This is a genomic window from Streptosporangium sp. NPDC053982, assembly GCF_055585205.1.
The window spans coordinates 196,103-220,332 of record NZ_JBVJKQ010000018.1 but is presented as its reverse complement, the minus strand read 5'-3'; the positions used below and the strand labels follow the sequence as shown (position 1 = coordinate 220,332).

The following is a 24,230-nucleotide window of genomic DNA, read 5'->3' as shown; positions in this document are numbered from 1 at the left end:
GGTCTCCCGGAACGGCAGGGGGGGAGGTGCCCCCCGCGGGGGGCCAGCCGCCCCCCACCCCCCCCCCCCCGGGGCCCCCCCCGGGGGGCCCCCCCCCCCCCGGGGGGGGGGCCCCCCCCCCGCCCCCCCCCCCCCCCCCCCCCCCCCCCCCCCCCCCCCCCCCCCCCCCACCCCGGGCCTCCCGGCTCCCCATGAAAGCGGAATCCCAAAAGCCATGGAATATCTCTGATACCGGTATAAGCGGCCTGGAAAGCATCGAGCGGCAAAAGTAAAACCTGTGTGATCCTTCCCCAGGAAATGGGGTGTGATGTGTGGCGACGGCCCGATTTGTTGTTCACTGCGGCAGTGAGCCCAACCCAAGTGATGACAGTCCCCTTCAACCGGACGTATATCTCAGAAAACGAGTTCGACTATCTCGCGGAGGCCGTGCGCGGGGGATCGACCTCCGGAGACGGGCCGTTCACCCGCCTGGCCGCCGGCCTCCTGGAGAAGCTGACCGGGTCAGGCCGTGCGCTGCTGACCACCTCCTGCACGCACGCGCTGGAGCTGTCGGCGATCCTGCTGGACCTGCGGCCCGGCGACGAGGTGATCATGCCGTCGTTCACCTTCGTGTCGACGGCCAACGCCTACGCCCTGCGCGGGGCCGTACCGGTGTTCGTCGACTGCAGGCCCGACACCCTGAACCTCGACGAACGCCTGGTCGAGGCCGCGATCACCGACCGCACGCGGGCCGTGGTGGCCGTCCACTACGCGGGTGTCGGCTGCGCGATGGAGGTCATCGGCGGGCTCGCGGAACGCCACGGCCTGGCTCTCGTCGAGGACAACGCCCACGGGCTGGGCGGGTCCTACCGGGGCCGACCCCTCGGGTCGTTCGGGAGCATGTCGGCGCAGAGCTTCCACGAGACGAAGAACGTCCAGTGCGGGGAGGGCGGCGCGCTGCTCCTGAACGACGCCGGCCTCGTCGCGCGGGCCGAGATCGTCCGGGAGAAGGGGACGGATCGCAGCCGGTTCTTCCGCGGCCAGGTGGACAGGTACCGGTGGGTCGACATCGGTTCGAGCTATCTGTCGTCCGACGTCCTCGCCGCGCTGCTGACCTCCCAGCTGGAGTCCTTCGAGGAGATCCAGTCCCGGCGGCACGCCGTGTGGCGGAGGTACCACGAGGAGCTGGCGGACTGGGCGGCGGAGAACGGGGTCTCCCAGCCGATGGTCCCGGACGGCTGTGCGCATCCCGCGCACCTGTACTACCTGCTGCTGCCGGACCTGGACGACCGCCAGGCGTTCATCGCCCACCTTTCGGGCAGGGGCGTGCAGGCGGCGTTCCACTACCAGCCGCTGCACACCGCCCCCGCGGGCGTGCGGTACGGGCGGGTGGCGCCGGGCGGCTGCCCGGTCACCGAGGACGTCGCGGACCGTCTCGTACGGCTGCCGCTGTTCGCCGGCCTGGACGAGGCCGGCGTGACCCACGTGATCGACGCCGTCCGGGCCCACCGGGTGCGCTGATCCCGCTCCCGTCTCCCGACCACCGTTCGGAGTGACCGCCGTATGGTCGAAACCGCAAGTCAGCAAGCCCGCGACGGGACCGCGCGTCCCGGACGGCGGGCTCCGATCCCCGCGCTCGGGGGACGTCGCGCCGGATATCTGGCGGCCGGCGCGATGACGGCCGTGATCTATCACGTCCTCCTCGGCCTGGAGTTGCTCGCCACCGACGGCGCGGTTCCCTACGTGGTCCTGCTCATGACCGGCCACCTGGCCACCTCGTTGATCGTCTATCCCTGGTACAGGCTGGTGGTCTTCCGGGCCTCCGGAAGCTCGTGGGTCATCGGTTACCTGCGGTTCTACGCGGTGGGGCTGGGTTTCCTGGCGGCATCCGTCGTCGGCGTCCCGCTCCTGGTCGAGCTCGCCGGCGCCCCGGTCCTGGTGGCGCAGGGCCTGATCCTGATCGCGAGCCCGCCGCTGGGCTACGTCGTCCACCGGACCTGGACCTTCTCCGGTGGCGGGGAGGCCCGGCCCTGGAAACGCATCCCATGCTCTTCGACGGAACGCAGGGCGTCGTCGAGCCGTCTGCCGGAACCGCACGGACATCCGGACGGGCGGACCGTCCTGCGCCCAGGAATCCCTCACGGAAGGACCCAAGGATCATGAAGGCGCTCGTTCTGGCGGGCGGAAAGGGATCGAGGCTGCGTCCGCTGACCTATACCTCGGCGAAGCAGTTGGTCCCCGTCGCCAACAAACCGGTGCTCTACTACGGGCTCGAAGCGATACGGGACGCGGGCATCCACAGCGTCGGCATCGTCGTCGGCGACACGGCTCACGAGATCCGGGAATCGGTCGGGGACGGCTCGCGGTTCGGCCTCGACGTGACCTACATTCCCCAGGAGGCCCCCCTGGGCCTCGCCCACTGCGTCCTGATCGCCCGGGAGTTCCTCGGCGACGAGCCGTTCGTGATGTATCTGGGGGACAACTTCCTGGTGGACGGCATCGCCGGCCTGGTGGATGCCTTCCGCGGGTCGGGCAACGACGCCCAGATCCTGCTCACCAAGGTCGCCGAACCGCAGTTCTACGGGGTCGCGGAGCTCGGGCCGGACGGTGAGATCATCGGGCTGGAGGAGAAGCCGGAGCACCCGCGCAGCGACCTCGCGATCGTGGGGGTCTACACCTTCTCCCCCGCCGTCCACGAGGCGGTCCGGGCGATCACGCCTTCCGCCCGCGGCGAGCTGGAGATCACGGACGCGATCAAGTGGCTCATGGACAACGGCGGCCGCGTCCGCTCACACTTCGTCAGCGGATACTGGAAGGACATCGGGCGCCTGCAGGACATGCTGGAGTGCAACCGCATCGTCCTTGAGGCGATCGAACCGAACGTCCGGGGAACCGTGGACGGGTTCTCGGAGATATCGGGACGCGTCCTCATCGAGCCGGGGGCACTGGTGGAGAACTCGGTGATCCGGGGGCCCGCGGTCGTCGGGGCCGACAGCAAGATCATCAGCTCGTACATCGGCCCCTACACCTCGATCGGCGCGAGGTGCGTGCTGGAGAACGCCGACGTGCAGTACAGCATAGTTCTGGAGGACTCCGCCATCAGAGGCGTCCCGGGGCTCACCTACTCCCTGATCGGCCGGAACGTCGAGGTCAGCCGGGCCAGGGGGGTTCCCAACACACATCAGCTCATGGTCGGCGACCACAGCAGAATCCAGGTGCGGGCATGAAGATCCTCGTTTCGGGCGGCGCCGGATTCATCGGCTCCCACTACGTGCGCTCACTGCTGTCCGGCGAATACCCCGGCTACGAGAACGTCCAGGTGACGGTGCTGGACAAGCTCACGTACGCGGGCAACCCGGCGAACCTGCACCCGGTCGCCGGGCATCCGCGCTTCACGTTCGTCAGGGGGGACATCACCGACGTCGGGCTGCTCGCCGACGTGGTGCCCGGCCACCACGTGATCGTCAACTTCGCGGCCGAGACGCACGTCGACCGCTCGATAACCGGCCCCGAGGACTTCGTGGTCACCAACGTCCACGGCACGCAGCGGCTCCTGCAGGCGGCGCTCGACACCGGCGTGCGCACGGTCGTCCAGGTCTCCACCGACGAGGTGTACGGGTCCATCGCCGAGGGGTCCTGGACCGAGTCCGAGCCCCTGCTGCCCAACTCCCCCTACGCGGCCTCGAAGGCGGGAGCCGACCTGCTGTGCCGCGCCTACCACCGGACCTACGGGCTCGACGTACGGGTGACCCGCTGTTGCAACAACTACGGCCCCCACCAGTACCCGGAGAAGCTCATCCCGCTCTTCGTCACCAACCTGATCGACGGGCGGCGGGTGCCCCTGTACGGCGACGGCCGGCACATCCGTGAATGGCTGCACGTCGACGACCACTGCCGGGGCATCCAGCTCGTGCTGGACAAGGGTTCGGGCGGCGAGATCTACAACATCGGCGGCGGCGTCGAACTGACCAACCGCGAGCTCACGGAACGCCTGCTGGCCGCCTTCGGCGTGGGCTGGGAGATGGTCGAGCCGGTGCCGGACAGGCTCGGGCACGACCGGCGCTACGCCCTGGACAGCGGCAAGATCGAGCAGATCGGCTACGCGCCCCTCGTCGGCTTCGACGAGGGACTCGCCCGGACCGTGCGGTGGTACCGCGACCACCAGGAATGGTGGCGCCCGCTGAAGAGGGCCGACTGACGGCCGCCGGGCCACCCCGGCGGCCCCGATGCCCCGGTCACGTCTCCCGGGTCCGCCGCGCCCCGGGTACCCAGGCGCGCCTGGCAAGGCCGCGGCTACCTGTCGTCTGTACGGTTCCCGGAAAGGTGTGGGTCATGGAGGCCACTCAGATTCGCCGCACGGTCGAGGTGGAGGACCGGCACTGGTGGTATCGCGAGCGACGCGCCATCCTCGCGCGCGAGCTCCGCCGGATCGGCGTGCCCGGCAGGGCGCTCGACATCGGCGCGGCCGGGGGCGGCAACACCCGCGTGCTCGTCGGGCACGGGTGGGACGCGCTGGCCGCGGACTACTCGGAGACCGCGGTGGAGCTCGCCCGCGCGCGCGGTCTGCAGGCGGTCCACGCCGACGCCCGGGACCTGCCGCTGCCCGACACGCGGTTCGATCTCGTCCTGGCGTTCGACGTGCTGGAGCACATCAGGGAGGACCGTGAGGCCGTCCGCGAGATCGTGCGCGTGCTCCGGCCGGGAGGGACCGCGCTGATCACGGTTCCGTGTGACATGGCCCTGTGGTCGGCGCACGATGTCGCCTCCTCCCACGTCCGCCGGTACACCCGGGAGGGCCTGAACACCCTGCTGACCGGGGAGGGCCTGGTCATCGACCGCCTGTGGAGCTGGAACGTCCTGCTGAGACCGGTCGTCGCCTGGCGCAGGAAGCGCCTCACCGGATCCGACGTCACTGAGACGTCGCACCTGGTCAACATGAGTCTCGGCGCCGTCGTCATGGCCGAGAGGTACCTGCCGGTCAAGTCGCTTCCCGGGGTCTCCCTCATCGCGAGGGCGCACCGTCCCCGGACGGCCGCGGGACACCCGCCCCGCTGACGCCTCCCCGGCCGGCTCCGCGTCACCGGGTGCCGCCGCGTGGCGGCACCCGGTGACGCGGAGCCCCCGGGCTCACCGGTCCGGGCGCAGCACCGAGTAGAGGGCCTGGTCGTGCCAGCGGCCGTCCCGCCACTGGGCACGGCGCAGGATCCCCTCGCACTCGAATCCCGCCTTCTCCAGGGCGCGCCGCTCGCCGTGGTTGGCGACGTCGGTGAACGCCTGGACGCGCTCGGCCCGGGTGTGGGCGAACAGGTAGTCCACGAGCTCGCCCTGGGCCCGGGTGCCGACCCCCTTGCCGCGGAAGCCGGAGAAGACGCAGATGCCCAGCGCCCAGCACCAGCAGGTGGAGTCGGGCCCCCAGCTGGTCATCCACCACACCACCCAGCCGGCCGGGTCGCCGTTGACGTCGATGGTGAGGCGCCCGGAGCCGGAGCCGAGGAGTCCGTTCTCGGCGAACTCCCGGCGTAGCGCGTGCGGGGAACGGTGCCCGTACCACTGGAACTCGCCCCTGAGCTCCGGGGTGGCCCGTTCCGTCTCGAAGGCGTCCAGGTCCTCCTCGCGGACCGGCCGCAACATGATCTCCATGACCTTCCTCTCAGGGACGAGCCGGTGCCCGCTGCGGCGTGCCCGGCGGAGCGGTCTTCAGGTGCTCGGCGGCCTTCGGCCCGGTGTTGAGGATGAGGTCGAGGACGCTCACCTGGTGGTCGAACGGCGGATGGAGTTGCGGGTACTCGGGGTAGCCCGAGTAGTCGAACCACCGGACGCCGATTCCCGCTCTCCGGAAGAGGTCCTCGTCGAGGTAGGCCCGCGCGGCCGGGCCGGTGACGTACTGGGTGGCGCCCGCCTTGCGGCACAGGTCGACGAGGCGCTCGGTCCTGGTCCCCACCGCGCGGTAGTCGGCGGACCGGCGCAGTTCGGTGCCGATGCCGAGGATCGAGCAGATCCCCTCCAGGAAGTGCCGGTTCACCTCGGACAGCCGGTCGCCTCCGCATTCGAGGTAGAGCCTTTCCAGGACCGGGGCGAACTCGTCGAAGCAGGGAGCCTTCCGGTAGCTCTGCGCGAGAATCCGCCAGTGCGCGGCGTTCCAGCCCGGGTCGGCGACCGTCATCTCGCTGATCAGCCGGCCGCGGGGGCCGCTCCTGAGCGGGATCGAGAGCCACCGGGGACCCGTCGCCGTCTTTATGCGGTTACGGTTGCGCCAGTCCCGGTCGGTGTACTGCACGTCGTCGAGGAGGATGAACTCGTCGACGCCGGCGATCAGATCGAAGTACCCCTTCCACGGGATGTAGTTCGACTGCACTATCGCGACGCGTTTCATGCGCTCCACCCCTCCGGCCCGTCCGGGCACCGCGTTCGTCCCCGCCGGGGTCACCGGGCGGGTCCCAGCGTCCGTGAGTGCCGGCCCCCGGGTGGGCTGAGGTGCCTCCCGTCGGCGTCGGAGGTCATCGACAGACCGGGGCCGTGACTTTCGGATCGTTCGCGGATGATGTACGTCGGGCGTCCCATCCGCTCCGCGTGGATTCGGCCGAGGTACTCCCCGATCACGCCGAGGGCGACCATCTGGGCGGAGGCGAACAGCGAGATCATGGTCGCCGTCGAGGTGAACCCCTTGACCGTGGTGTCCCCGCACCAGTAGCTCCAGAGGAAGACCGCGAGAAGGACGGTGCCGAGCGCCCCCGTCAGCAGCCCGCAGTAGGTGACCAGGCGGAGGGGGATGCTGCTGTAGGCGACCAGGACGCCGATCGCGTGCCGGACGAGCATCGGAACGGTGTAGTTGGAGTGCCCGACGGACCGGTGCTCCACGTTCACCCGGACGGTCCCGATCCGCGTGGTCGCCCACGAGAACGCGATGTCGATCTGGGTGTACGGTCCCGTGACCCCGTCCAGCGCCTCCCGGAGAAAGCTGCGGAAGGCGCGGAACGAGCAGATGTCCCCGCTGTTCTCCCCGCCGAACCGCCCGGAGAGCCCGATCTTGAGGGATCTGGAGGCGAGGTCGCGCAGGAGTCCGTGGGTTCCGGAGCGCGGGACCGCGTAGACGAGGTCGAGGTCGGGCCGGAGGGCCGCCAGGAGCCGGGGGACCTCCTCCGGCGGATGCTGGAGATCGTCGTCCATGGTCACCACGACGTCGTAACGGACGCTGCGGATACCGGCGACGAGGGCGTTGTGCTGCCCGTAGTTCCGGGCCAGCAGCAGCGCACGGACCGTTTCATGCCGGTCGGCGAGCTCTTGGGCCGCTTCCCACGTGTTGTCCGGCGAGCCGTCGACGACGAGCACCACCTCGAACGCGGAGGTCACGTCCGGCAGAACGGCGAGGAGGCGGCCGACCAGTGCCGGAAGCGTCTGCGCCGATCGATAACACGGGATCACGACGGATACGCGGGTCATGGCGGCAGTCTCACGAATGTCGGACCGGCTTACCGGGAGCGCAGGTTCGGATTTACCTTATATTGGCGAAGCCCGGGATGAATCCGAGTTGTTTCACATCACCGGAAAGGCGGGCTGGGGGCCGCGACGAACCGGGGTCTTCTGGTGATCGCCGCTCCAGAGGAATTTCACGTCAGATGTCCGTCGAATATGGGAATCGCCGCTTCTACCAGTAATACCGGCCAGAGGGTGATCTCGTTATTTTTCGCTTACCGGCCTCACCGGTGAAGGCCCATCCAGGTACGCGAGCGGGGGTTGCACATGCGGGACGACGAGAAGAGACGCGGCGCGAGACGGCGGTGGACGGTTCCGGCCGCCGTACTGGTCCTCGGCGTCTGCGTCGCGGTCGCGATCGGCCTGCCCCAGGCCGCCTGGGCGCAGTCCCGCACCCCGGGCGCCGAGCGGGGCGCCGACCGGGGCACGGCGAGGGCCGACTGCCCCCCGACCTCCGAGATCTGCCTGGAGAACAGCCTCCCCGGCAACCCCTACAGCGAGTGGAACGTGCCCGGGGCCGGCAGCAGCAACATCCAGGGCTACCCGGTCCAGATGAGCGTCAACAAGGGGGAGACCGCGCAGTTCAAGGTGAGCACCCCCGCGACCGCCTACCGCATGGACATCTACCGCGTCGGATACTACGGCGGCATGGGGGCGCGGAAGATCACCACGATCAGGCCCTCCGTGCCGCTGCCCCAGCAGCAGCCGGCCTGCCTGAGCGACGCGGCGACCGGGCTGATCGACTGCGGCAACTGGAGCGTGTCCGCCTCCTGGGCGGTGCCGGGTGACGCCGTCTCCGGGGTCTACCTCGCCAACATGGTCAGGGAGGACGGGGTGAGCGGCGTCAGCCAGCTCATATTCATCGTCCGGGACGACTCGGGCGGCTCGGACCTGCTGGTCCAGACCGCCGACGCGACCTGGCAGGCGTACAACACCTACGGCGGAAACAGCCTGTACGTGGGCAGTCCCGCCGGCCGCGCCTTCAAGGTCAGCTACAACCGCCCGGTCATCACCCGCGCCAAGTGGCCGGAGACCTACTTCTTCGACTCCGAGTACCCGATGGTCCGGTGGCTTGAGGCCAACGCCTACGACGTGAGCTACACCTCCAGCATCGACACCGCCTCACGGGGCGCGGAGCTGCTGGAGCACAAGGTGTTCTTCGCCATGGGCCACGCCGAGTACTGGTCCAACGACATGCGGGACAACGTGCAGAACGCCCGGGACGCGGGTATCAACCTCGCCTTCTTCACCGGAAACGACATCTTCTGGAAGACGAGGTGGGAGAACGGCATCGACAGCAGCGGCACGCCGTTCCGCACGCTCGTCTGCTATAAGGAGACCCTGGCCAACGCCAAGATCGACCCGAGCCCCCAGTGGACCGGCACGTGGCGGGACCCCCGTTTCTCCCCGCCCTCGAACGGCGGCAGACCGGAGAACGCCGTCACCGGCACCCTGTACCGGGTCAACGGCAACGTCAGCGACTCGATAGTCGTCCCCGCCGAGTACGGCCCCATGCGTCTCTGGCGCAACACGTCGATCGCGACCCTCCAGCCGGGTGAGCAGGCGGTGTTCCCCGCCGGAACGCTGGGGTACGAGTGGAACGAGACACCGGAGGACGCGTTCACCCCGCAGGGGCCGGTGAAGTTCTCCGAGACGACGCTGGCCAACCCCACCAAGATCCTGCTCGACTTCGGCGGCACGTACGGCGCCGGAGTGGCCACCCACCACCTGACGCTCTACAGGGTCACGAGCGGCGCGCTCGTCTTCGGCGCGGGGACCATCCAGTGGTCGTGGGGCCTGGACGCCAACCACGACCGGGGAGCCGGAACCCCCACGGACATCCGGATGCAGCAGGCGACGGTCAACCTGCTCGCCGACATGCGGGCCCAACCGGCGTCCCTCCAGGCGGGCCTGGTCCCGGCGGTCCCGTCGACGGACGTCACCCCCCCGACCTCGGCCATCACCTCCCCGTCGAGCGGCGCCTCGGTGGCGGGCCAGACACCCGTCTCGATCCAGGGGACGGCGGTCGACGCCGGAGGCGGCGTCGTGGCGGGCGTCGAGGTCTCGGTCGACGGCGGCAGCACGTGGCAGCAGGCGACAGGCCGCGCGAACTGGAGGTTCGACTGGACGACCGGCGCCCCCGGCCCGGTGACGATCCTGTCCCGGGCGGTCGACGACATCGGCAACGTGCAGAAGACCCCGACCGTCCTGAACGTCACCGTCAACGCGGGATGCCCCTGCACCATCTGGCCGCCGGACGCCACGCCCGCCGAAGCCTCGAAGAACGACCCCAAGGGGATCGAGATCGGGGTCAGGTTCCGCTCGGCGAGCGAGGGCTTCATCACGGGGATCAGGTTCTACAAGGGCCCGACCAACACCGGAACGCACATCGGCAGCCTCTGGACCAACACGGGGACGCTCCTGGCGACCGCGACGTTCACCGACGAGACGGCGGACGGCTGGCAGCAGGTGAACTTCCCGACGCCCGTCCCGGTACGCGCCGGCACCACCTACGTCGCCTCCTACTTCGCGCCCGCGGGGAACTACGCGGTGACGAGGGACTACTTCAACAAGGCCTACTCGAACGGCCTGCTCACCGCGCTCGCGAACGGCACGGACGGCGGCAACGGCGTGTACACCTACAGCAATGTGAGCACCTTCCCGACCAGCACCTACAGAGCGACCAACGCGTGGGTCGACGTGGTGTTCACCGCGTCGAGCAGCCTCTGGGACGACACGACGGTGCCGGCCGTCCCGTCCCAGCCCGATTCAAAGGCGGTCGCCCTCGGCCTGAAGTTCCAGGCGTCGGTGCCGGGCTTCATCAGGGGGATCAGGTTCTACAAGGGCCCGCAGAACACCGGGCTCCACACCGGAAGCCTGTGGACCCTCGACGGCCAGCTGCTCGGGAGCGTCACCTTCACCGGCGAGACCGCGTCCGGGTGGCAGCAGGCGATCTTCCCCACGCCCATCCCGATCGACGCGAGCACCACCTACGTGATCTCCTACCACACGACGTCGGGGTACTACTCGGTCACGAGACCGTATTTCACCACGCAGTACTCGCGCGGCCGGCTCACCGCCCTCGCCGACGGCGCGGCCGGAGGAAACGGCGTGTACACCTACAGCGGGACGAACGTCTTCCCGACCAGCACCTACAAGGCCGCCAACTACTGGGTCGACGTGCTCTTCGACGGCACCCAGACCCCGGCCGCCGCCGCGGCGGCCGCGGCCGCGCGCCGGAGTTCCGCCCCGGACCCCGCGGGGCCGTCCGCGGCGGGCGTCGGCGGCTCCCGCGACGCCGCGCCGGAGAGCGGCCGGCCCTCGCCGCGGAGGGCCGGCGGACCGTCCGCCGCCCGCCTCGCGTGACCGGATCGGAGTGCGCGCATGAGAATAGTCCGGGTGAGCTACCGGGTGCCGCCCGAGCGGGGCGGCAAGGAGCGGCACGTCGACTGCCTCACCCGGGAACAGCTGGGTCGCGGCCACGAGGTGACGCTCGCCTTCCGGCGCGGGAGCACCGTGCCGGAGGGGGCGGCCGTGCTGCCGCTCCGGCCGACCGTGCTGTCCCGGGCGCTCGCGGCGAGGTCCGACGTCCTCGCGTTCGCGGCGGAGGTGACGCACGCGCTGCGGCACGCCGGTCGGGCCGACCTGGTGCACCTGCACGGGGACCACATCGAGGCGGCCGTCCTGGGGCCGTTCTGCCGGCGACGCGGCGTGCCGCTGATGCTCACCGTGCACGGCGCCCTCTCCCGGCGCCACCACCGGGCGGCGCGCATGGCGCTGGGCACGGTCGACGCGTTCATCGCCCTGGGGTCCCGGCCGGCGCGCGACCTGGTCGAGCTCGGCGCCGACCCGCGCCGCGTCCTGACCATGTCGAGCGGACTGGACCTCGCGGGCATGCCGTGCCCCGGGCCCCCGGCGGCGCGGGAGCCGGGCCTGGTGGTCAGCGTCGGTTCCCTGGACCCGGTGAAGAACCACGATCTCGTGATCGAGGCGGTGCGCCTCGTCCGCCGTACCAGGCCGGAGGTCCGCCTGGTCATCGCCGGTGACGGCCCGGAGCGGAGCAGGCTGTCGCGGCTCTCGGAGGCGGGCGGCCCGATCGAGCTGGCCGGCCCGCTCTCCCGGGACGAGGTGTACGGGCTGCTCCGGCGGGCGCAGGTCTTCGTCCTCGCCTCGCGCCGCCTTCCCGGCAAGGGAGAGGGGGTACCGACCGCGGCGCTGGAGGCGCTGGCCCTCGGCACCCCCGTGATCCTCTCGTCCGAGGCGTCCCTCGACCCGGTCGTCCAGGACGGCGGAGCCTACCGCACGTTCGGATCCGGCTCGCTGGACGGGCTGGTCTCGGCCCTCGGCGCGGTGCTCGACGACGAGGAGGAACGCGACCGGATGAGCGCGCGCGGGCCGCGGGCGGTGGCGGGCCTGGGCTGGCCGGCGGTCGCGGACCGGGTCGAGGAGTGGTACCGCGTCGCCCTGGACGTCGCCCTGGACACGGCGCGGCCGGGCGGCGGGCGGTGAGGCCCGCCGCCGGTCACGGCCGCCGTGCGAGCGCCGTCCGGACGCCGCGCCCGGCACAGGAGAGCAACGAGATCACGGAACGCAGGTCGGAGAGCCGGGGCAGCAGGTCCCGCGCACCGGCTCCGGCCGTCCGGGCGAACCACAGGACCTCGATCACCGCCATGGCGGTGTAGCTCACGCTGGAGGCCAGCGCGGCCCCGGCGGCGCCGTACCGCGGTATCAGCACGGCGTTCATCCCGAGGTTCGCCGCGAGGGCGCCCACGGCGACGGAGGCCATCGCCATGGGGCGGCGCAGCCGTACCAGGTACTGCTCGACCGGCCGGAGAAGCGACCACGCGACCATCCCCGGGGCGAGGACGAGCAGCGGCGTCACGCTCCCCGCGAAGGGGGCGCCGTACAGCAGGGGGATCAGCGTCGGCGAGGCGATCGCCAGCGCGCCGACGCCGGCCGAGGAGAGCAGCAGGTTGAGGCGGATCGTGCGCAGGGTGGCCCCCTGGGCGGACGGTTCGTCCTCGACCGCCTGGTGGGGCAGCGTGACCTGTGCCATCGCGTCCGTCGGGATCCTCGCGAGGGACAGGAACGCCATCGCGGTGGTGTACAGGCCCACCTCGGCCGGTGACACGAAGGCGTTCAGCAGCAGCACGTCGATGGTCAGCAGCAGGTGGAAGGCGACCGGCCCTATGTGGTAGCGGCCGGACAGCGAGAGCTGCTCGCGGGCGAGCGCCGCCTCCCCGCGTACGGCGGAGCGGCCGAGCGACCGGACGAACAGCGCGAAGGGCACGACCGTGGAGGCCGACCAGCAGACGACCACGATCGGAAGGTTGAGTTGCCCGATGACCGCGAGCGTCAGGATCGGGATGTACAGGACGAGCGCCGCCATGACCACCGATCGATTGACCAGCCCGTTCTGGGACCGCAGGAGCAGGATTCCCTTGAGGTTGACCGCCGCGACCCCGAACGGCACCGTGACCAGGGCCATGATCATGAGGTGCGGCGCCGGGAGGGGGATGAGGGCGAGCACGACCCCGAGGGCGACCAGGCCGGCCGCGAGGCCGAGGGCCAGCCCGAGGATCAGGGCGTTGCCCGCGAGGAACCGGCGGCGTTCGCGGACCGGCCAGAGCACCATCTGGGACCTTCCCACCGAGAGGTGGCCCAGGGCGATCGCTATCCCGGCGGTGGTCGTGATCGTCGCGTAGACACCCCGGCCCTCGGGCTGCAGGGCACGTGCCAGGAAGACCCCCGCCATCGCCGCCAGGGCGAGCGGCAGCGCCTGGCTGACCATGGTCTGGACGACCCTCGCGAGGTGGTCCTCGTTCATGACCGGGGCGGGGAGGACGGGCCGCCCGGGGTCGCGTGTCCGGCTACCGCCCACGGCCGGCCCTCAGGAGCCTGCGGTACAGGCCGATGTGCTCCTCGGCGACGACGTCCATGTCGAGGTTCTTCCGCGCCCAGGCGCGTGCCGCGTTCCCCAGCGACACGGCGAGTCCGGGGTCGTCGAGCAGCCGGACGACGCCCTCCGCCAGGGCCGCCGGATCCGCGGGCGGCACGAGGACGCCGCGGCTCTCCAGCAGTTCGGGGGTGCCGCCCACCGCGGTCGCGACGACCGGCCGGCCCGCGGCCATCGCCTCCATGACCGCGTTGCTCAACCCCTCGGAGACCGACGGGAGGACCACCACGTCGGCGCGCGCCAGGAGTCCCCCGGTGTCCGCGCGGAATCCCAGGAACCGGACGTCCACCCCGAGCGCGCTCGCCTGCTCCTCAAGACGCCGGCGCTCGGCGCCGTCCCCGACGAGCACGAACGTGCACGGGCGGCCGCTCCGGGAGAGCAGCGCGGCGGCGTCGATGAGGAACCGGTGGCCCTTGTTCCCGCTGAGCCGCGCCACGCACAGGACCACGGGGAGCGCCGTGTCGACGTGTTCCGGCTCGACCGGATCGAACGCCGGGGCCGGAAGCCCGTTGTAGATCACGCTCACCTTGCGGGCCGGTACGCCCTCGACCTCCCGGGTGCCCTTCGCGATGGCCACCGCGTTGGCGACGACCTGGTCCGTGATGGCCGTCACGGCTCTTTCGAGGGCGACGCGCCCCGGGTGCCGCGGCTTGAGGTAGCCCTGCGTGCGCCGCCCCGCGACCACGACCGGAACCCGCGCCGGCCGCGCGGCGAGGGCCCCCAGGACGTAACCCTCGTAGAGGAACCCGTGCAGGACGTCGGGTCTGAGCCGTCTCAGCAGCCTGACGAGACCGAGGAACGCCCACAGGTTCCGGGCGAGGCCCGGCGGGCCGGGCGAGCGGCGGGAGAAGCCGAGACGGTGCACCGCGATCCCCTCGGCGAGGAGGGCCGCCTCACGCGGCCCGCCCTTCGACAGGACGAACACGTGCGTCTCGACGCCCCTGCGGTGCAGCTCCCCCGCGAGCAAGACCAGTTGTTTCTCCGCGCCTCCCAGCCCCAGGTGCCCGGTGACGAGTACGACACGCTGGACCTCGGTTGCGTCTTCCACCGCCATGACAGGACCTTCGCTCGGAACGACATCGACCTTCGCTTCTTTCGCGGGAGGCGCCGTCGCGTCCCGCGACGAGCCCGGGGCGGGGCTCATCTCCGTGAACCCGGGACGGCGGACGCCGCCGCGTCCGCGGCCGGGGCGGGAGGATCGTCCTCCCGGAACGGCGTCCTGGTCCACGCGATCGCGGACAGCAGGCTCGTGACCATCACGATGGGCATGCGCTGGCGGAAGATGAGACCTATGTTCGACATGGTGGTCGCGTACGCGACCGTGCCCGGAATGATGAAGAGCATGATGATCAGCAGCATTCTCCGGTCGTGGCGCCACAGCCGGCGGAAACCTTCGGCCGCGCAGTAGAGGAGGTAGTACCAGAGCACGGTGTCCACCTTCCCGAACTGCAGCGTCGGGCTGCCGGACATCCAGGGGAACGGGGCCAGGACCGTGTAGGCGATCTTCGGGCCGAGCGCGTTCCAGGCGTCGCCGCCGTCTTCGAAGACCACCCCCGAGCCGCCCTCCGCGTTGGCGGACCGGACCTGTGCCGACTGGCCGCGCTCCAGTTGCTCCTGCAGGATCTCGGCGGCGGGAAGCTCGCCGGTGCCCTGGATGGCGACCAGGGCGGGCACGGCGAGCGCGGCCACGACGAGAAGGGTCCGTGGGGAGACGGCGCGCCTGATCCGGGCGACGCCGAGGAGCAGCGGGAGGCCGCACATGAACACCATGTACGGGCGCACGTGCCAGAGCGCCCACAGCAGCGGGGTGAGCAGCAACAGCTTGCGCATGCCGAAACGCTGCATGTTCGAGGCGGCGAGGGCGAGGCAGGCCAGGACGAGGAACGCGTTGAGACCGTCCTTGAACGTGTCGGACGTGTGCAGCAGGAATCCCGGGAGGAAGGCCGTGATGACGAGCAGCCGGAACGCCGCGCGCTCGTCGGCGCCGACGAGCCGCGCGAACCTGTACATGACGACGCACAGCCCGCAGGCGATGAGCGCGACGACGGCCGTGCACGCCAGCGGTGCCCGCCCACCGCACAGGTACACGACGATCGCGAAGAGGTGGCAGGGCACCGAGATGGAATATATGGGGCCGACCTGCTCGGAACCGACGAACTGTACCCCGTAGTGTCTCCAGTACTCGGCGATCTCCACGGCCTTGGCCTCGTAGTAGAGGTTGTCCCCGCCGTAGTCGATGAGGCCGGACCGCGTCACCATGACGTTGACGGCCAGCCGGACGACGAAGGCGGCCATCAGCACGGAGAGGATCCTCCCTGCCAGCCGCGCCTCGAAGCTCGCGTGGACCATGAGAATGAGCGTCACCGCGACGACGGCGACGACGATGTACTCCATGACGGATCACCTGGTATTCGTCGGCTCGCTGGGCGCGGTCCCGGCCGGGGACATCCGGTTCCGGGACCCGAGGCGATTCGGGTGGCGGACCGGGAGGGTCGCGTAAGGCTCACGACGGACGCCGCGGCGTCCCGGCGCGCGGCCGGCGGTCACGAGCAGACCTCGTCGTACAGCCTGTCGAACCATTCCGCCGCCCGGCCGATGTCCATGAGCCCGGCGCTGTCGCGGGCGCCCTCGCGAAGACGCGCGTGGACTTCGGGGCGCATCGCCCGCAGGATGCCCGCGGCGAGGGCGTCCGGGTCCCCGGGCCGGGTGAGCAGGCCGTTCCGCTCGTGCTCCACCAGGTCGGGCACTCCGCCGACGGCGGTGGACACCACGGGCACCCCCGCGGCGAGGGCCTCCATGACGACGACCGGGAGGCCCTCGTAGTCGGAGCTGAGCACGAGGAGGTCGGCGGCGGCGACCAGGTGACCGGCCTCCGCCACGTGTCCCACGAGTCGCACGCCGTCCAGTCCCAGTTCGGCGACGCGCCGGGCCGTCGGCGCGTGCAGCGGGCCGGACCCGGCGAGCAGGAACATCGCGCGCGGCTCCCGGGCGATCACCTTCGCCGCGGCCTCGACGAGCAGCGCGTGGTTCTTCTGCGGGCGGAGATTGGCCGCGTGCACGATGAGGAAGGCCCCCTCGGGAACGTCCCACTCCCTCCTGGTCCGTTCCGCCTGCAGCGCCCGGCGGCGCTGTTCCTCGACCCGGACGCCGTGCACGCGGATGGACAGGTTCCGCGCGCGGGCGCTGGTGCGCGCCGCGGCGACCTGCGGAGAGACCGCCACGGTCCGGCTGTCCAGCCATGCGGTCGCCTGGTGGAGCACCATCGTCAGGGGCCGGTACCGGACGTTGTGGACGGTCGAGATCAGAACCGGGCGGGTCCTCCACAGCCGGGACGACGGCCGGAGCAGCGACGCCGGAAGGGGAGAGTGGATGTTGAGCACGCCGGGCTCCAGCCGTCTGACCTCCCGTATGAGGTGAACGGGGCGGAGCAGGCGGGGGCGGGAAGTGAGGTCGACGACACGGATGCCCGCCGCCCACAGCCGCCCGATCAGCTCCGCGGTGGCCGCCGTCATGCACACGACGGTGTAGCGCCTGCCCGAGGGAGGCGTGGCGAGCAGCCGCTCCACGAGCAGGACCTCGGCGCCGCCCACATTGAGTGTTTTGATCACCTCGCAGACGTGTGCGCCGCTCACCGCGCCGCCCCGGGTGGGCGGGTCTTCTCTCTGCTCTCTCATGTCTCGAACAACCTCTCCGTGTGGCCGCGGCCGCGGGCCAAAGGTCTCCTGGTCAGGTTCCACGCCGTCCCGCGGCCGCGGAGGGGTGGCGCACCGCCTCGGGCGCCGTCCATGTCCCCCGCCGCGTCCCCCGCGGACGCCGGGACGGTCACGCGCCGGAGCCGTCCGGCAGCGAGTAGACGGCATAGGCGCCGGAACGGAACCGGAGCCGCGCGAAGTCCCCGATCCGGGACCCCGGGTCCAGGCCGCTCTCGTCCGCGAAGAGCCAGCGCACTCCGTAGCGGTCGCGCAGTGACCGGATCGCGGCCTCCGACGGGGTCCGGAAGGCCGCGTCGTTCGACCGGATCCGGTCGGCGTCCCAGAACGGGAGGTTCTGGGAGCGCTGCCCCGGGTGCCAGCGGCCCAGGTTCGTCGTCGTGTACGCCCATCCCTCGACCAGCACGCGCCGTTCGGTCAGCGCGCTCACCCAGAAGTGGCGGCTGTCGCACGGACTCTCGTACCCCCAGCGGCAGTGCGCGTTGGTGGCGACCAGGTCGTCCGGGTCCGAGTGGTCGCGCAGCCACCGCCCCGCGACCAGGGCGCCCGGCGGGACCGCGCTGACCGGCACCCAGCGGCCCGCCTGCCGGTCGACGCCCTCCACGCCGCCGGCGGTGGAGAGCGCGCGGGCGCCCCAGGCGGCGGGCATGCCCGCGGCGGAGACCGCGAAGATCACGAACGCCCAGACGCGGACTCCGCGCCGTCCGATGGCGAACAGGACCGCCACCGCGAGGGCGACAGCGGCCAGCAGCGCGAGGTAGGGCCGGTACAGGGCGGTGTACGGCAGGCCGGAGGCCAGGGGAACCCGGACGCCGCAGAGAACACGGATCAGCCAGGCGGCCGACAGCCCGGCGGCGACCGCGGCGGCCACCCGACCGGGGGACGTCCGCGCCCGTCTCCCGATCACGACGAGTCCGTAGGCGGCGACGGCCGTCAGGTAGGGGTAGGCCCCGCCGAGGAAGTAGACCTGGCTCATGGAGCAGTGCCCGAACACGAAGAGCACGCCGATCCCGGCGGCGCCCATGCCGAGCATGAGGACCACTCCCGGCTCGGCGAGCGTGCGCCGCCTGCCCAGCAGCCCCAGGACCCCGCACCAGATGACGGCCCAGCACATCAGGTACAGGAGCGCGACGCCCAGCACCGAGGTCCACGCCGGCTCGGCGGTCTCCCCCAGGCCGGTCAGCTCGCGCCAGGTGACGCGCATCAGGGCGAAGGGGTCGACCACCATTCCCTGCCGTGCCTGACCGAACAGCACGAAGCCGGCGTAGAGGGAACACACCGCGGTCATCCCCAGCGCGGCGAGCGTGGGCCAGGGCGGCCGGCGCCGCCTGATCGCCTCGACCGTGCCCGCCGCCACCAGTCCCGCGGCGAGCAGGGGAAGGTATATGGCCTTGGCCCCCATGACGGCCACGAGGAAGAGGCCCAGCAGCAGCCACCTGCCGGCGCCCCGCCGTCGGCGCCCCAGGAGGTCGAGCAGGAGAAGGACGACCGGGGCGAACAGCAGCGCCCCGAACGTCTGGGACGGGCTCGTCCACGACTGGACCTTCCAGGTGAACACCCCGACGCTCGGGCCGAGGTAGAGGTCGGGGGCCGTCACGAAGAACGTTCCCGTGACGGTCAGCAGGGCCCCGGCCCACGATCCCGTGACACGCCTTCCGATCATCCCCAGGATGACCGCGAGTGCGGCCAGCATGGGCAGCATGGCCAGCCGGAACAGCAGCACCAGCGGCTCCGTCCCGGTCACCCAGCTCGCCGCCGCGAGGTGGGCGTAGACGAACCAGTGGTAGAGGAGGGGTTCCCCGGCGACCATCGGCGCCGTGGGCGGCATGTGGTGCTTCACCTCGCCGACGAGGGCCAGGTGGAACGGCAGGTCGGTGTTGGATCCGCCGATCCGCGGCCAGGTGAGGCCGTACTTGAAGAAGGTGAGGGCGCTCCAGGCGAGCAGGGACGCGAGGATCATCGAGAGGGACCACGACCACCAGAGCGGCGTACGGATCCGGGGCGCGCCGGTCCAGTGTCTCCGCAGCCGGGGGACCGCGAGGAAGACCGCGTAGGTGGTGACCGGCCACGCCAGGACGAGCAGCGGCGCGCCCAGGGAGCGGGCGGCGATGTAGGCGGGCACCTCCACGGCGTAGCCGAGCGTCACGCCCAGGGCGATCTCCTCCGCCGCCGTACGGCGGCCTCTGTACAGCGCCCGGAGCAGCAGTACCCCGGGAAGCGCAAGACACAGCGCGATATAGACCCCGAAAAACGCGATGTCCCGGACGGAGACTCCGTAAATCCACAGCACGGCCACCGTGCAGGCGGTCAGCAGCACGGCCGGCAGAAACGCCGAAACCCGCCCCGGCGTCCGACGCCATGGAGAACGCCGCTTTTCCGGAGGAATCCTGCTCGTTCGAGCTTCTTCCAGCGATTCGCGCGGCGCGGATGTGAAACCCTGAGGCGGCGAAGCGTTGACCATGGGGGCAATCCTCGCGGTCCGCCCTTGTCCGGAGCACCGGGAACACTCGCGTACGGAATGTCCTTGCCACTCCTTTATGCGGAGCCGCCGGTCCGGCCCTCGCCGGGGGCGGGGCCGTCGGATCGGCCGGCCACCTGCCGGAAAGACCGGGGTGCGGCCTCCGCGGCGGGCCCGCGCCCGATCGGCCGGGACGGACAGGGCAATACACATGAAGCGCAAGAAAGACCCAGAAAGAATCAATAAATAACTATGTCCCTTTTTTCGCCCTTCGCATGCTTTGCAGGGAAAGGCTAAGAGCTAACCGCCCTGATCATGCACAGGTAGGGAATGTGGAAACTTTTCGTCGCCAGCGCGACACGAGCGGCGAACGGATCAAACATCGAGCTAGCTTCTTCGGGTGACCCAGGTCCACCACTGAGGAGCCCGCATGAAGCCGGACGCTCGAATTCGTGTCATGGAAATCATCGCGCGCATGAATGTCGGCGGCCCGGCCACCCAGGTCGTGGGACTGTGCGAGCGGCTGAACGCCGAGGAGTTCGACCACCGCCTCTACACCGGTCACACCGACGGCGGTGAGAGCGACCATCTCCGGCTGCGGGACGTCGCGGTGCCGGTGCACCAGGTTCCGGGCCTGGGCCGGTCCATCAGGCCGTCCGACGACTACCACGCGCTGATCCACCTGGTTAGGGCCATGCGGGCGTTCCGCCCGCACATCGTGCACACCCGGACGGCCAAAGCCGGCGCCCTCGGGCGCACCGCCGCCGGCCTGGCACGCGTCGGCTCGGCCCGGGTGCACGTGTTCCACGGCCACCTCCTGCACGGCTACTTCTCCCCCGCCCGGCGCCGCCTCTACGTGCAGGCGGAACGGTTCCTGGCGTCCAGGTCCGACCGGCTGGTGACCGTCGGAGCCCGGGTCCGCGACGACCTGCTCGCCGCCGGGATCGGCCGCCCGGAGCAGTACACCGTGATCGCGCCGGGAGTGCGGCTGGGGCCGGTCCCCACCCGTGAGGCCGCCCGCGCCACCCTGGGGCTCCCGCAGGACACGCCCGTCGTCGCGTACGTGGGCCGGCTCACCCGGGTGAAACGGCCCGACCGCTTCCTCGCCGTGGCCGGCGAGGTGCTCCGGCGCCTCCCCGACTGCCGGTTCGTCGTCTGCGGAGGCGGCGAACTCAGGAAGGACGTCGAGCAGGGCATCGAGCCCATACGGGACTCCGTCCGCCTCCTGGGATGGAGGAGGGACGTGGAGACGGTCTACGCCGCGGCCGACGTGGTCCTGCTGACCTCCGACAACGAGGGCACTCCACTGAGCCTCATCGAGGCGGGGATGGCGGCGACCCCCGTCGTCTCCACCCGTGTGGGGAGCGTCGACGAGGTCGTCCGGGACGGGCACACCGGCCTGCTCGCCACGACCGACGCCGGCGAACTGGCCGCGCACACCGTCCGGCTGCTCTCCGACCGGGCGCTCGCACACCGGATGGGCGAGTCGGCCCACCGGTGGACGACGGCCTCGTTCGGAGTGGAACGCCTGGTCGCGGACACCGAAGCCCTTTACCGGTCGCTGCGCGGCGCGCCCCGGTACCGCCATACCTCGAAGGGGACGAACAGATGAGAATCCTGGTCACGGGCGGCGCCGGCTTCATCGGCGCGAACACATGCCGGGCGTTCACCGCCCGGCCGGAGGTCGAACGCGTCACGGTGCTGGACGACCTGAGCAGCGGAGACCTCGCCAACCTGGACGGCGTCGGGGTGGAGTTCGTGAAGGGCAGCATCCTGGACCGGGACCTCCTGGCCGACCTCGCCGCCGACGCCACCACGGTGATCCATCTGGCCGCGCGGCCCTCGGTGCCCCGGTCCCTGACCGATCCCGTGGCCTCGCACACCGTCAACGCCACGGGCACCCTCAACGTCCTGGAGGCGTGCCGCGAGACGGCGCCACAGGTGATCCTCGCCTCGTCGTCCTCGGTGTACGGGAACCGGCCGGAGCCGTACAAGCACGAGGACCTCCCCACCCGGCCGCTCAGCCCGTACGGCGCGAGCAAGCTCGCCGCCGAGGCCTACGCCCTGGCGTACGCGGAAAGCTACGGCCTGCCGGTCCTGCCGTTCCGGTTCTTCAACGTCTACGGCCCCATGCAGACCGCGGACCACGCCTACGCGGCCGTCATCCCGGCGTTCGTCTCCGCGGCCCTGCGCGGCCGTCCGGTGCCGATCCACGGTGACGGGAACCAGGCGCGGGACTTCACCTACGTGGGGTCGGTGACCGACGTCCTCGTCGACGCGGCCGTCCGCCGGGTCACGAGCCGGAGGCCGGTGAACCTCGCCTTCGGGACCCGGGTCTCCCTGCTGTACCTGAGGCGGCTCCTCTCCGAGGTCCTGGACAGGCCGATCGAAGCGGACTTCCTGCCGCCCAGGACGGGCGACATCCGGGAGTCCCAGGCCTCCCCCGACCTGCTGCGCGACCTGTTCCCCGATGTGCGGCCGGTGCCGCTCGAAGACGGGCTCCGCCTGACGGCGGCCTGGTTCGAGCCGGCGGCGGTCCCGCCCACCGGGACATGACCCGGCGCACGCACCTGATCCACCCTTCTCCCCCCGGCCATAGAAATCTCCAGCGCGTAATAGGGGAAGCCGTGAGCAAGCTAACAGGGAGCACCTATCTGATAACGGGCGGCAGCGGGTTCGTGGGATCGCATCTCACCGACGCGCTGCTCGCCCGCGGTGACTCCGTCATGATCCTGGACAACCTGTCGACCGGGCGGCTGGACAACCTCCGGCCGCATCCCCGCCTGCACTTCGTGCAGGGGTCGGTGCTGGACGAACTCGTGGTCGACGAGCTGGTCCACCGCTGCGACGTCGTGGTCCACCTGGCGGCCGCGGTCGGCGTCAAGTTGATCGTCGAGCAGCCGCTGAGATGCCTGACGACGAACATCCGCGGCTCGGAGAACGTCATCGAGGCCGCGCACCGGTACCGGAAGAAGATCATGATCACCAGTACGAGTGAGATCTACGGCAAGAACTCCGGCGGGCCGCTCCACGAGCTCTCCGACCGCATCCTGGGCAGCCCGGCGGTGGTCAGATGGGCCTACAGCACGGCCAAGGCCGTCGACGAGATCCTGGCCAACGCCTACCACAGGGAGCGCGACCTCCCGACGGTCATCGTCAGGCTGTTCAACACGGTGGGGCCGCGGCAGAGCCCGGCCTACGGCATGGTCATCCCCCGCCTCGTCAGGCAGGCGCTCAGCGGCGCGCCGCTCACGGTCTTCGGCGACGGCACCCAGACCCGGTGCTTCGCCCACGTCAAGGACGTGGTCGACGCGCTGCTCCGGCTCCTCGACCACGAGGACGCGATCGGCCAGACCTTCAACGTCGGCGCCAGCGACGAGGTGAGCATCCTGGAACTCGCCAAGCTGATCATCGAGTTCACCGGGACCACGTCCGGGATCGACCTCATCCCGTACGCCGAGGCGTACGAGGCGGGCTTCGAGGACATGGCACGCCGGGTCCCCGACACCACGAGGCTCCGCGCGCTCACCGGGTGGGTGCCCCGGCTGTCACTGGACGACATCCTCGCGGACACCGTCGCCGAGGCCCGCGCTGATCTGGCGACGTCGCCGCGGTGAACGGCGTCACCGTCCTCGGCTCCGGGGTGGCGGCCTTCCTGCTGACCGCCGTGTCCACCCGGCCGCTGGGGCGTCTCGCACTGCGCTGGGGCATCACCGACCGCCCGGGGGGCTACAAGACGCACGAGCGGCCGATCCCCTACCTGGGCGGTGTGGCGATCATGCTGGGCACGATCGTCCCGTTCGCCGCCGTGGCGGGCCTGGACGACGTCCGGGTCACCGCGCTCGTGCTCGCGGCCGCCGCCGTGGCGTTTCTGGGCCTGGTCGACGACTTCTCGCCGCTCTCGCTGCTCGTCCGGCTGGCCGTCGAGGTGGTGGCCGCCGCCGGGGTCGTGGTGGGCGGGGTCCAGGCGTCGCTGACCGAGACGTGGGCGGACGGGCCGCTCACCGTGCTGTGGATCGTTGTGATCACCAACTCGTTCAACCTGCTCGACAACATGGACGGCGCCCTCGGCGCCATCTCGGCGGCCGGCGCGGCCTGCCTGGCGGGGACGGCCTTCGTGTGCGCCCAACCGGCGGCCGGGGTGCTGCTGGTGGCCCTGGCCCTGGCCAGCCTGGGATTCCTGCCGCACAACTGGGCGCCGGCGCAGGTGTTCATGGGGGACTCCGGGTCGTTGTTCATCGGATTCGTCTTCGCCTGCTCATCCGCCCTGCTGGTCACCGGGAAGGGGGCGGGCGCGGTGATAGCGGGCCTGCTGCTGTCGACCTTCGTCGCGACCGTCGACACCGGGGTCGTGCTCCTGTCACGCCAGCTGGCCGGCCGCCCGCTGCTCCAGGGCGGCAACGACCACATGTCCCACCGCCTGCGCCGGATCGGCCTCGGCACGAGGGCGACGGCCGCCGTCCTCGCCCTCGTGACGGCTCTCACCGGCGTGCTCGGCCTGGCGACGGCCCTGAACTGGATCTCGCCGCTCACCGTGGCCGTCGCCGTCGCCGGGGCCGTCCTCATCCTCATCGGCCTGCCGCAACGAGTGCGGGTCTACTCCTCCGACCGGGCGCGCAGCCGCCCGGCGACCATCCTGGAAAGGCGGCGATAG

At 71.1% G+C, this 24,230-nt stretch carries 19 protein-coding genes; 11 read left to right on the top strand and 8 right to left on the bottom strand.

Features of this window, described 5'->3' with window-relative positions; translation table 11 throughout:
- Positions 1-363: 363 nt before the first annotated feature.
- The 5 genes from rffA (at position 364) to ACZ6W9_RS30805 (ending at position 5,034) form a co-directional block, all read left to right on the top strand.
- Positions 364-1,500: a dTDP-4-amino-4,6-dideoxygalactose transaminase gene (gene rffA / locus ACZ6W9_RS30825; RefSeq protein WP_389960790.1), complete on the top strand. Its 1,137-nt coding sequence runs from the start codon at positions 364-366 to the stop codon at positions 1,498-1,500.
- A 42-nt stretch (positions 1,501-1,542) separates the two neighbouring features.
- Positions 1,543-2,142, top strand: coding sequence for a GtrA family protein (locus tag ACZ6W9_RS30820; protein WP_389960788.1), 600 nt, complete (start codon positions 1,543-1,545; stop codon positions 2,140-2,142).
- Positions 2,139-3,206 carry a glucose-1-phosphate thymidylyltransferase gene (locus tag ACZ6W9_RS30815; protein WP_389960786.1) on the top strand — a complete coding sequence of 356 codons (1,068 nt, stop codon included), beginning with the start codon at positions 2,139-2,141 and terminating at the stop codon, positions 3,204-3,206. The genes ACZ6W9_RS30820 and ACZ6W9_RS30815 overlap by 4 nt, the downstream gene beginning before the upstream one ends.
- Positions 3,203-4,177, top strand: a complete 975-nt coding sequence (gene rfbB, locus ACZ6W9_RS30810; RefSeq protein WP_389960784.1) for a dTDP-glucose 4,6-dehydratase — start codon at positions 3,203-3,205, stop codon at positions 4,175-4,177. Before ACZ6W9_RS30815 ends, rfbB begins: the two co-directional genes overlap by 4 nt.
- Positions 4,178-4,311: 134 nt before the next feature.
- On the top strand, positions 4,312-5,034 hold the full coding sequence (locus ACZ6W9_RS30805) for a class I SAM-dependent methyltransferase (protein ID WP_389960782.1): 723 nt from the start codon (positions 4,312-4,314) through the stop codon (positions 5,032-5,034).
- A gap of 72 nt (positions 5,035-5,106) precedes the next feature.
- Here the strand turns inward: ACZ6W9_RS30805 and ACZ6W9_RS30800 are convergent, their stop codons facing one another.
- The 3 genes from ACZ6W9_RS30800 to ACZ6W9_RS30790 are packed head-to-tail and all read right to left on the bottom strand — an operon-like array spanning position 5,107 to position 7,419.
- On the bottom strand, positions 5,107-5,619 hold the full coding sequence (locus tag ACZ6W9_RS30800) for a GNAT family N-acetyltransferase (RefSeq protein ID WP_389960777.1): 513 nt from the start codon (positions 5,617-5,619) through the stop codon (positions 5,107-5,109).
- Positions 5,620-5,629: 10 nt separating this feature from the next.
- Positions 5,630-6,352, bottom strand: a complete 723-nt coding sequence (locus ACZ6W9_RS30795; RefSeq protein ID WP_389960775.1) for a WbqC family protein — start codon at positions 6,350-6,352, stop codon at positions 5,630-5,632.
- A 50-nt stretch (positions 6,353-6,402) separates the two neighbouring features.
- Positions 6,403-7,419 carry a glycosyltransferase family 2 protein gene (locus ACZ6W9_RS30790; RefSeq protein ID WP_389960773.1) on the bottom strand — a complete coding sequence of 339 codons (1,017 nt, stop codon included), beginning with the start codon at positions 7,417-7,419 and terminating at the stop codon, positions 6,403-6,405.
- Positions 7,420-7,719: 300 nt separating this feature from the next.
- Here ACZ6W9_RS30790 and ACZ6W9_RS30785 point away from each other — a divergent pair, with 300 nt between their 5' ends.
- Entirely contained in the window at positions 7,720-10,818 is a 3,099-nt protein-coding gene (locus ACZ6W9_RS30785; protein WP_389960771.1) for a DUF4082 domain-containing protein, read from the top strand.
- Positions 10,819-10,836: 18 nt separating this feature from the next.
- Positions 10,837-11,961 carry a glycosyltransferase family 4 protein gene (locus ACZ6W9_RS30780; protein ID WP_389960769.1) on the top strand — a complete coding sequence of 375 codons (1,125 nt, stop codon included), beginning with the start codon at positions 10,837-10,839 and terminating at the stop codon, positions 11,959-11,961.
- 13 nt (positions 11,962-11,974) lie between these two features.
- On the opposite strand, the gene ACZ6W9_RS30775 is transcribed toward ACZ6W9_RS30780, so the two are convergent.
- From ACZ6W9_RS30775 to ACZ6W9_RS30755, 5 genes are all read right to left on the bottom strand, one after another.
- Complete coding sequence (locus tag ACZ6W9_RS30775; RefSeq protein WP_389960767.1) at positions 11,975-13,279, bottom strand: lipopolysaccharide biosynthesis protein; 1,305 nt, start codon at positions 13,277-13,279, stop codon at positions 11,975-11,977.
- 43 nt (positions 13,280-13,322) lie between these two features.
- A complete protein-coding gene (locus ACZ6W9_RS30770; protein ID WP_470120859.1) occupies positions 13,323-14,462 on the bottom strand; it encodes a glycosyltransferase in 1,140 nt (379 codons plus the stop codon).
- Between the two features lie 86 nt (positions 14,463-14,548).
- Positions 14,549-15,802, bottom strand: coding sequence for a hypothetical protein (locus tag ACZ6W9_RS30765; protein WP_389960763.1), 1,254 nt, complete (start codon positions 15,800-15,802; stop codon positions 14,549-14,551).
- A gap of 149 nt (positions 15,803-15,951) precedes the next feature.
- The gene (locus ACZ6W9_RS30760) at positions 15,952-17,082 is read right to left on the bottom strand and encodes a glycosyltransferase (RefSeq protein ID WP_389960761.1); all 1,131 of its coding nucleotides are present in this window, start codon (positions 17,080-17,082) and stop codon (positions 15,952-15,954) included.
- A gap of 148 nt (positions 17,083-17,230) precedes the next feature.
- Complete coding sequence (locus tag ACZ6W9_RS30755; protein WP_389960759.1) at positions 17,231-19,435, bottom strand: hypothetical protein; 2,205 nt, start codon at positions 19,433-19,435, stop codon at positions 17,231-17,233.
- A 598-nt stretch (positions 19,436-20,033) separates the two neighbouring features.
- Here ACZ6W9_RS30755 and ACZ6W9_RS30750 point away from each other — a divergent pair.
- The 4 genes from ACZ6W9_RS30750 to ACZ6W9_RS30735 all read left to right on the top strand — a co-directional run bounded on the left by ACZ6W9_RS30750 (position 20,034) and on the right by ACZ6W9_RS30735 (position 24,230).
- Complete coding sequence (locus tag ACZ6W9_RS30750; protein ID WP_389960757.1) at positions 20,034-21,188, top strand: glycosyltransferase; 1,155 nt, start codon at positions 20,034-20,036, stop codon at positions 21,186-21,188.
- On the top strand, positions 21,185-22,132 hold the full coding sequence (locus tag ACZ6W9_RS30745; protein ID WP_389960755.1) for an NAD-dependent epimerase/dehydratase family protein: 948 nt from the start codon (positions 21,185-21,187) through the stop codon (positions 22,130-22,132). The genes ACZ6W9_RS30750 and ACZ6W9_RS30745 overlap by 4 nt, the downstream gene beginning before the upstream one ends.
- 71 nt (positions 22,133-22,203) lie before the next feature.
- Positions 22,204-23,193 (top strand): NAD-dependent epimerase/dehydratase family protein, encoded by a 990-nt coding sequence (locus ACZ6W9_RS30740; protein ID WP_389960753.1) that lies wholly within the window; start codon positions 22,204-22,206, stop codon positions 23,191-23,193.
- Positions 23,190-24,230 (top strand): glycosyltransferase family 4 protein, encoded by a 1,041-nt coding sequence (locus tag ACZ6W9_RS30735; RefSeq protein ID WP_389960751.1) that lies wholly within the window; start codon positions 23,190-23,192, stop codon positions 24,228-24,230. The genes ACZ6W9_RS30740 and ACZ6W9_RS30735 overlap by 4 nt, the downstream gene beginning before the upstream one ends.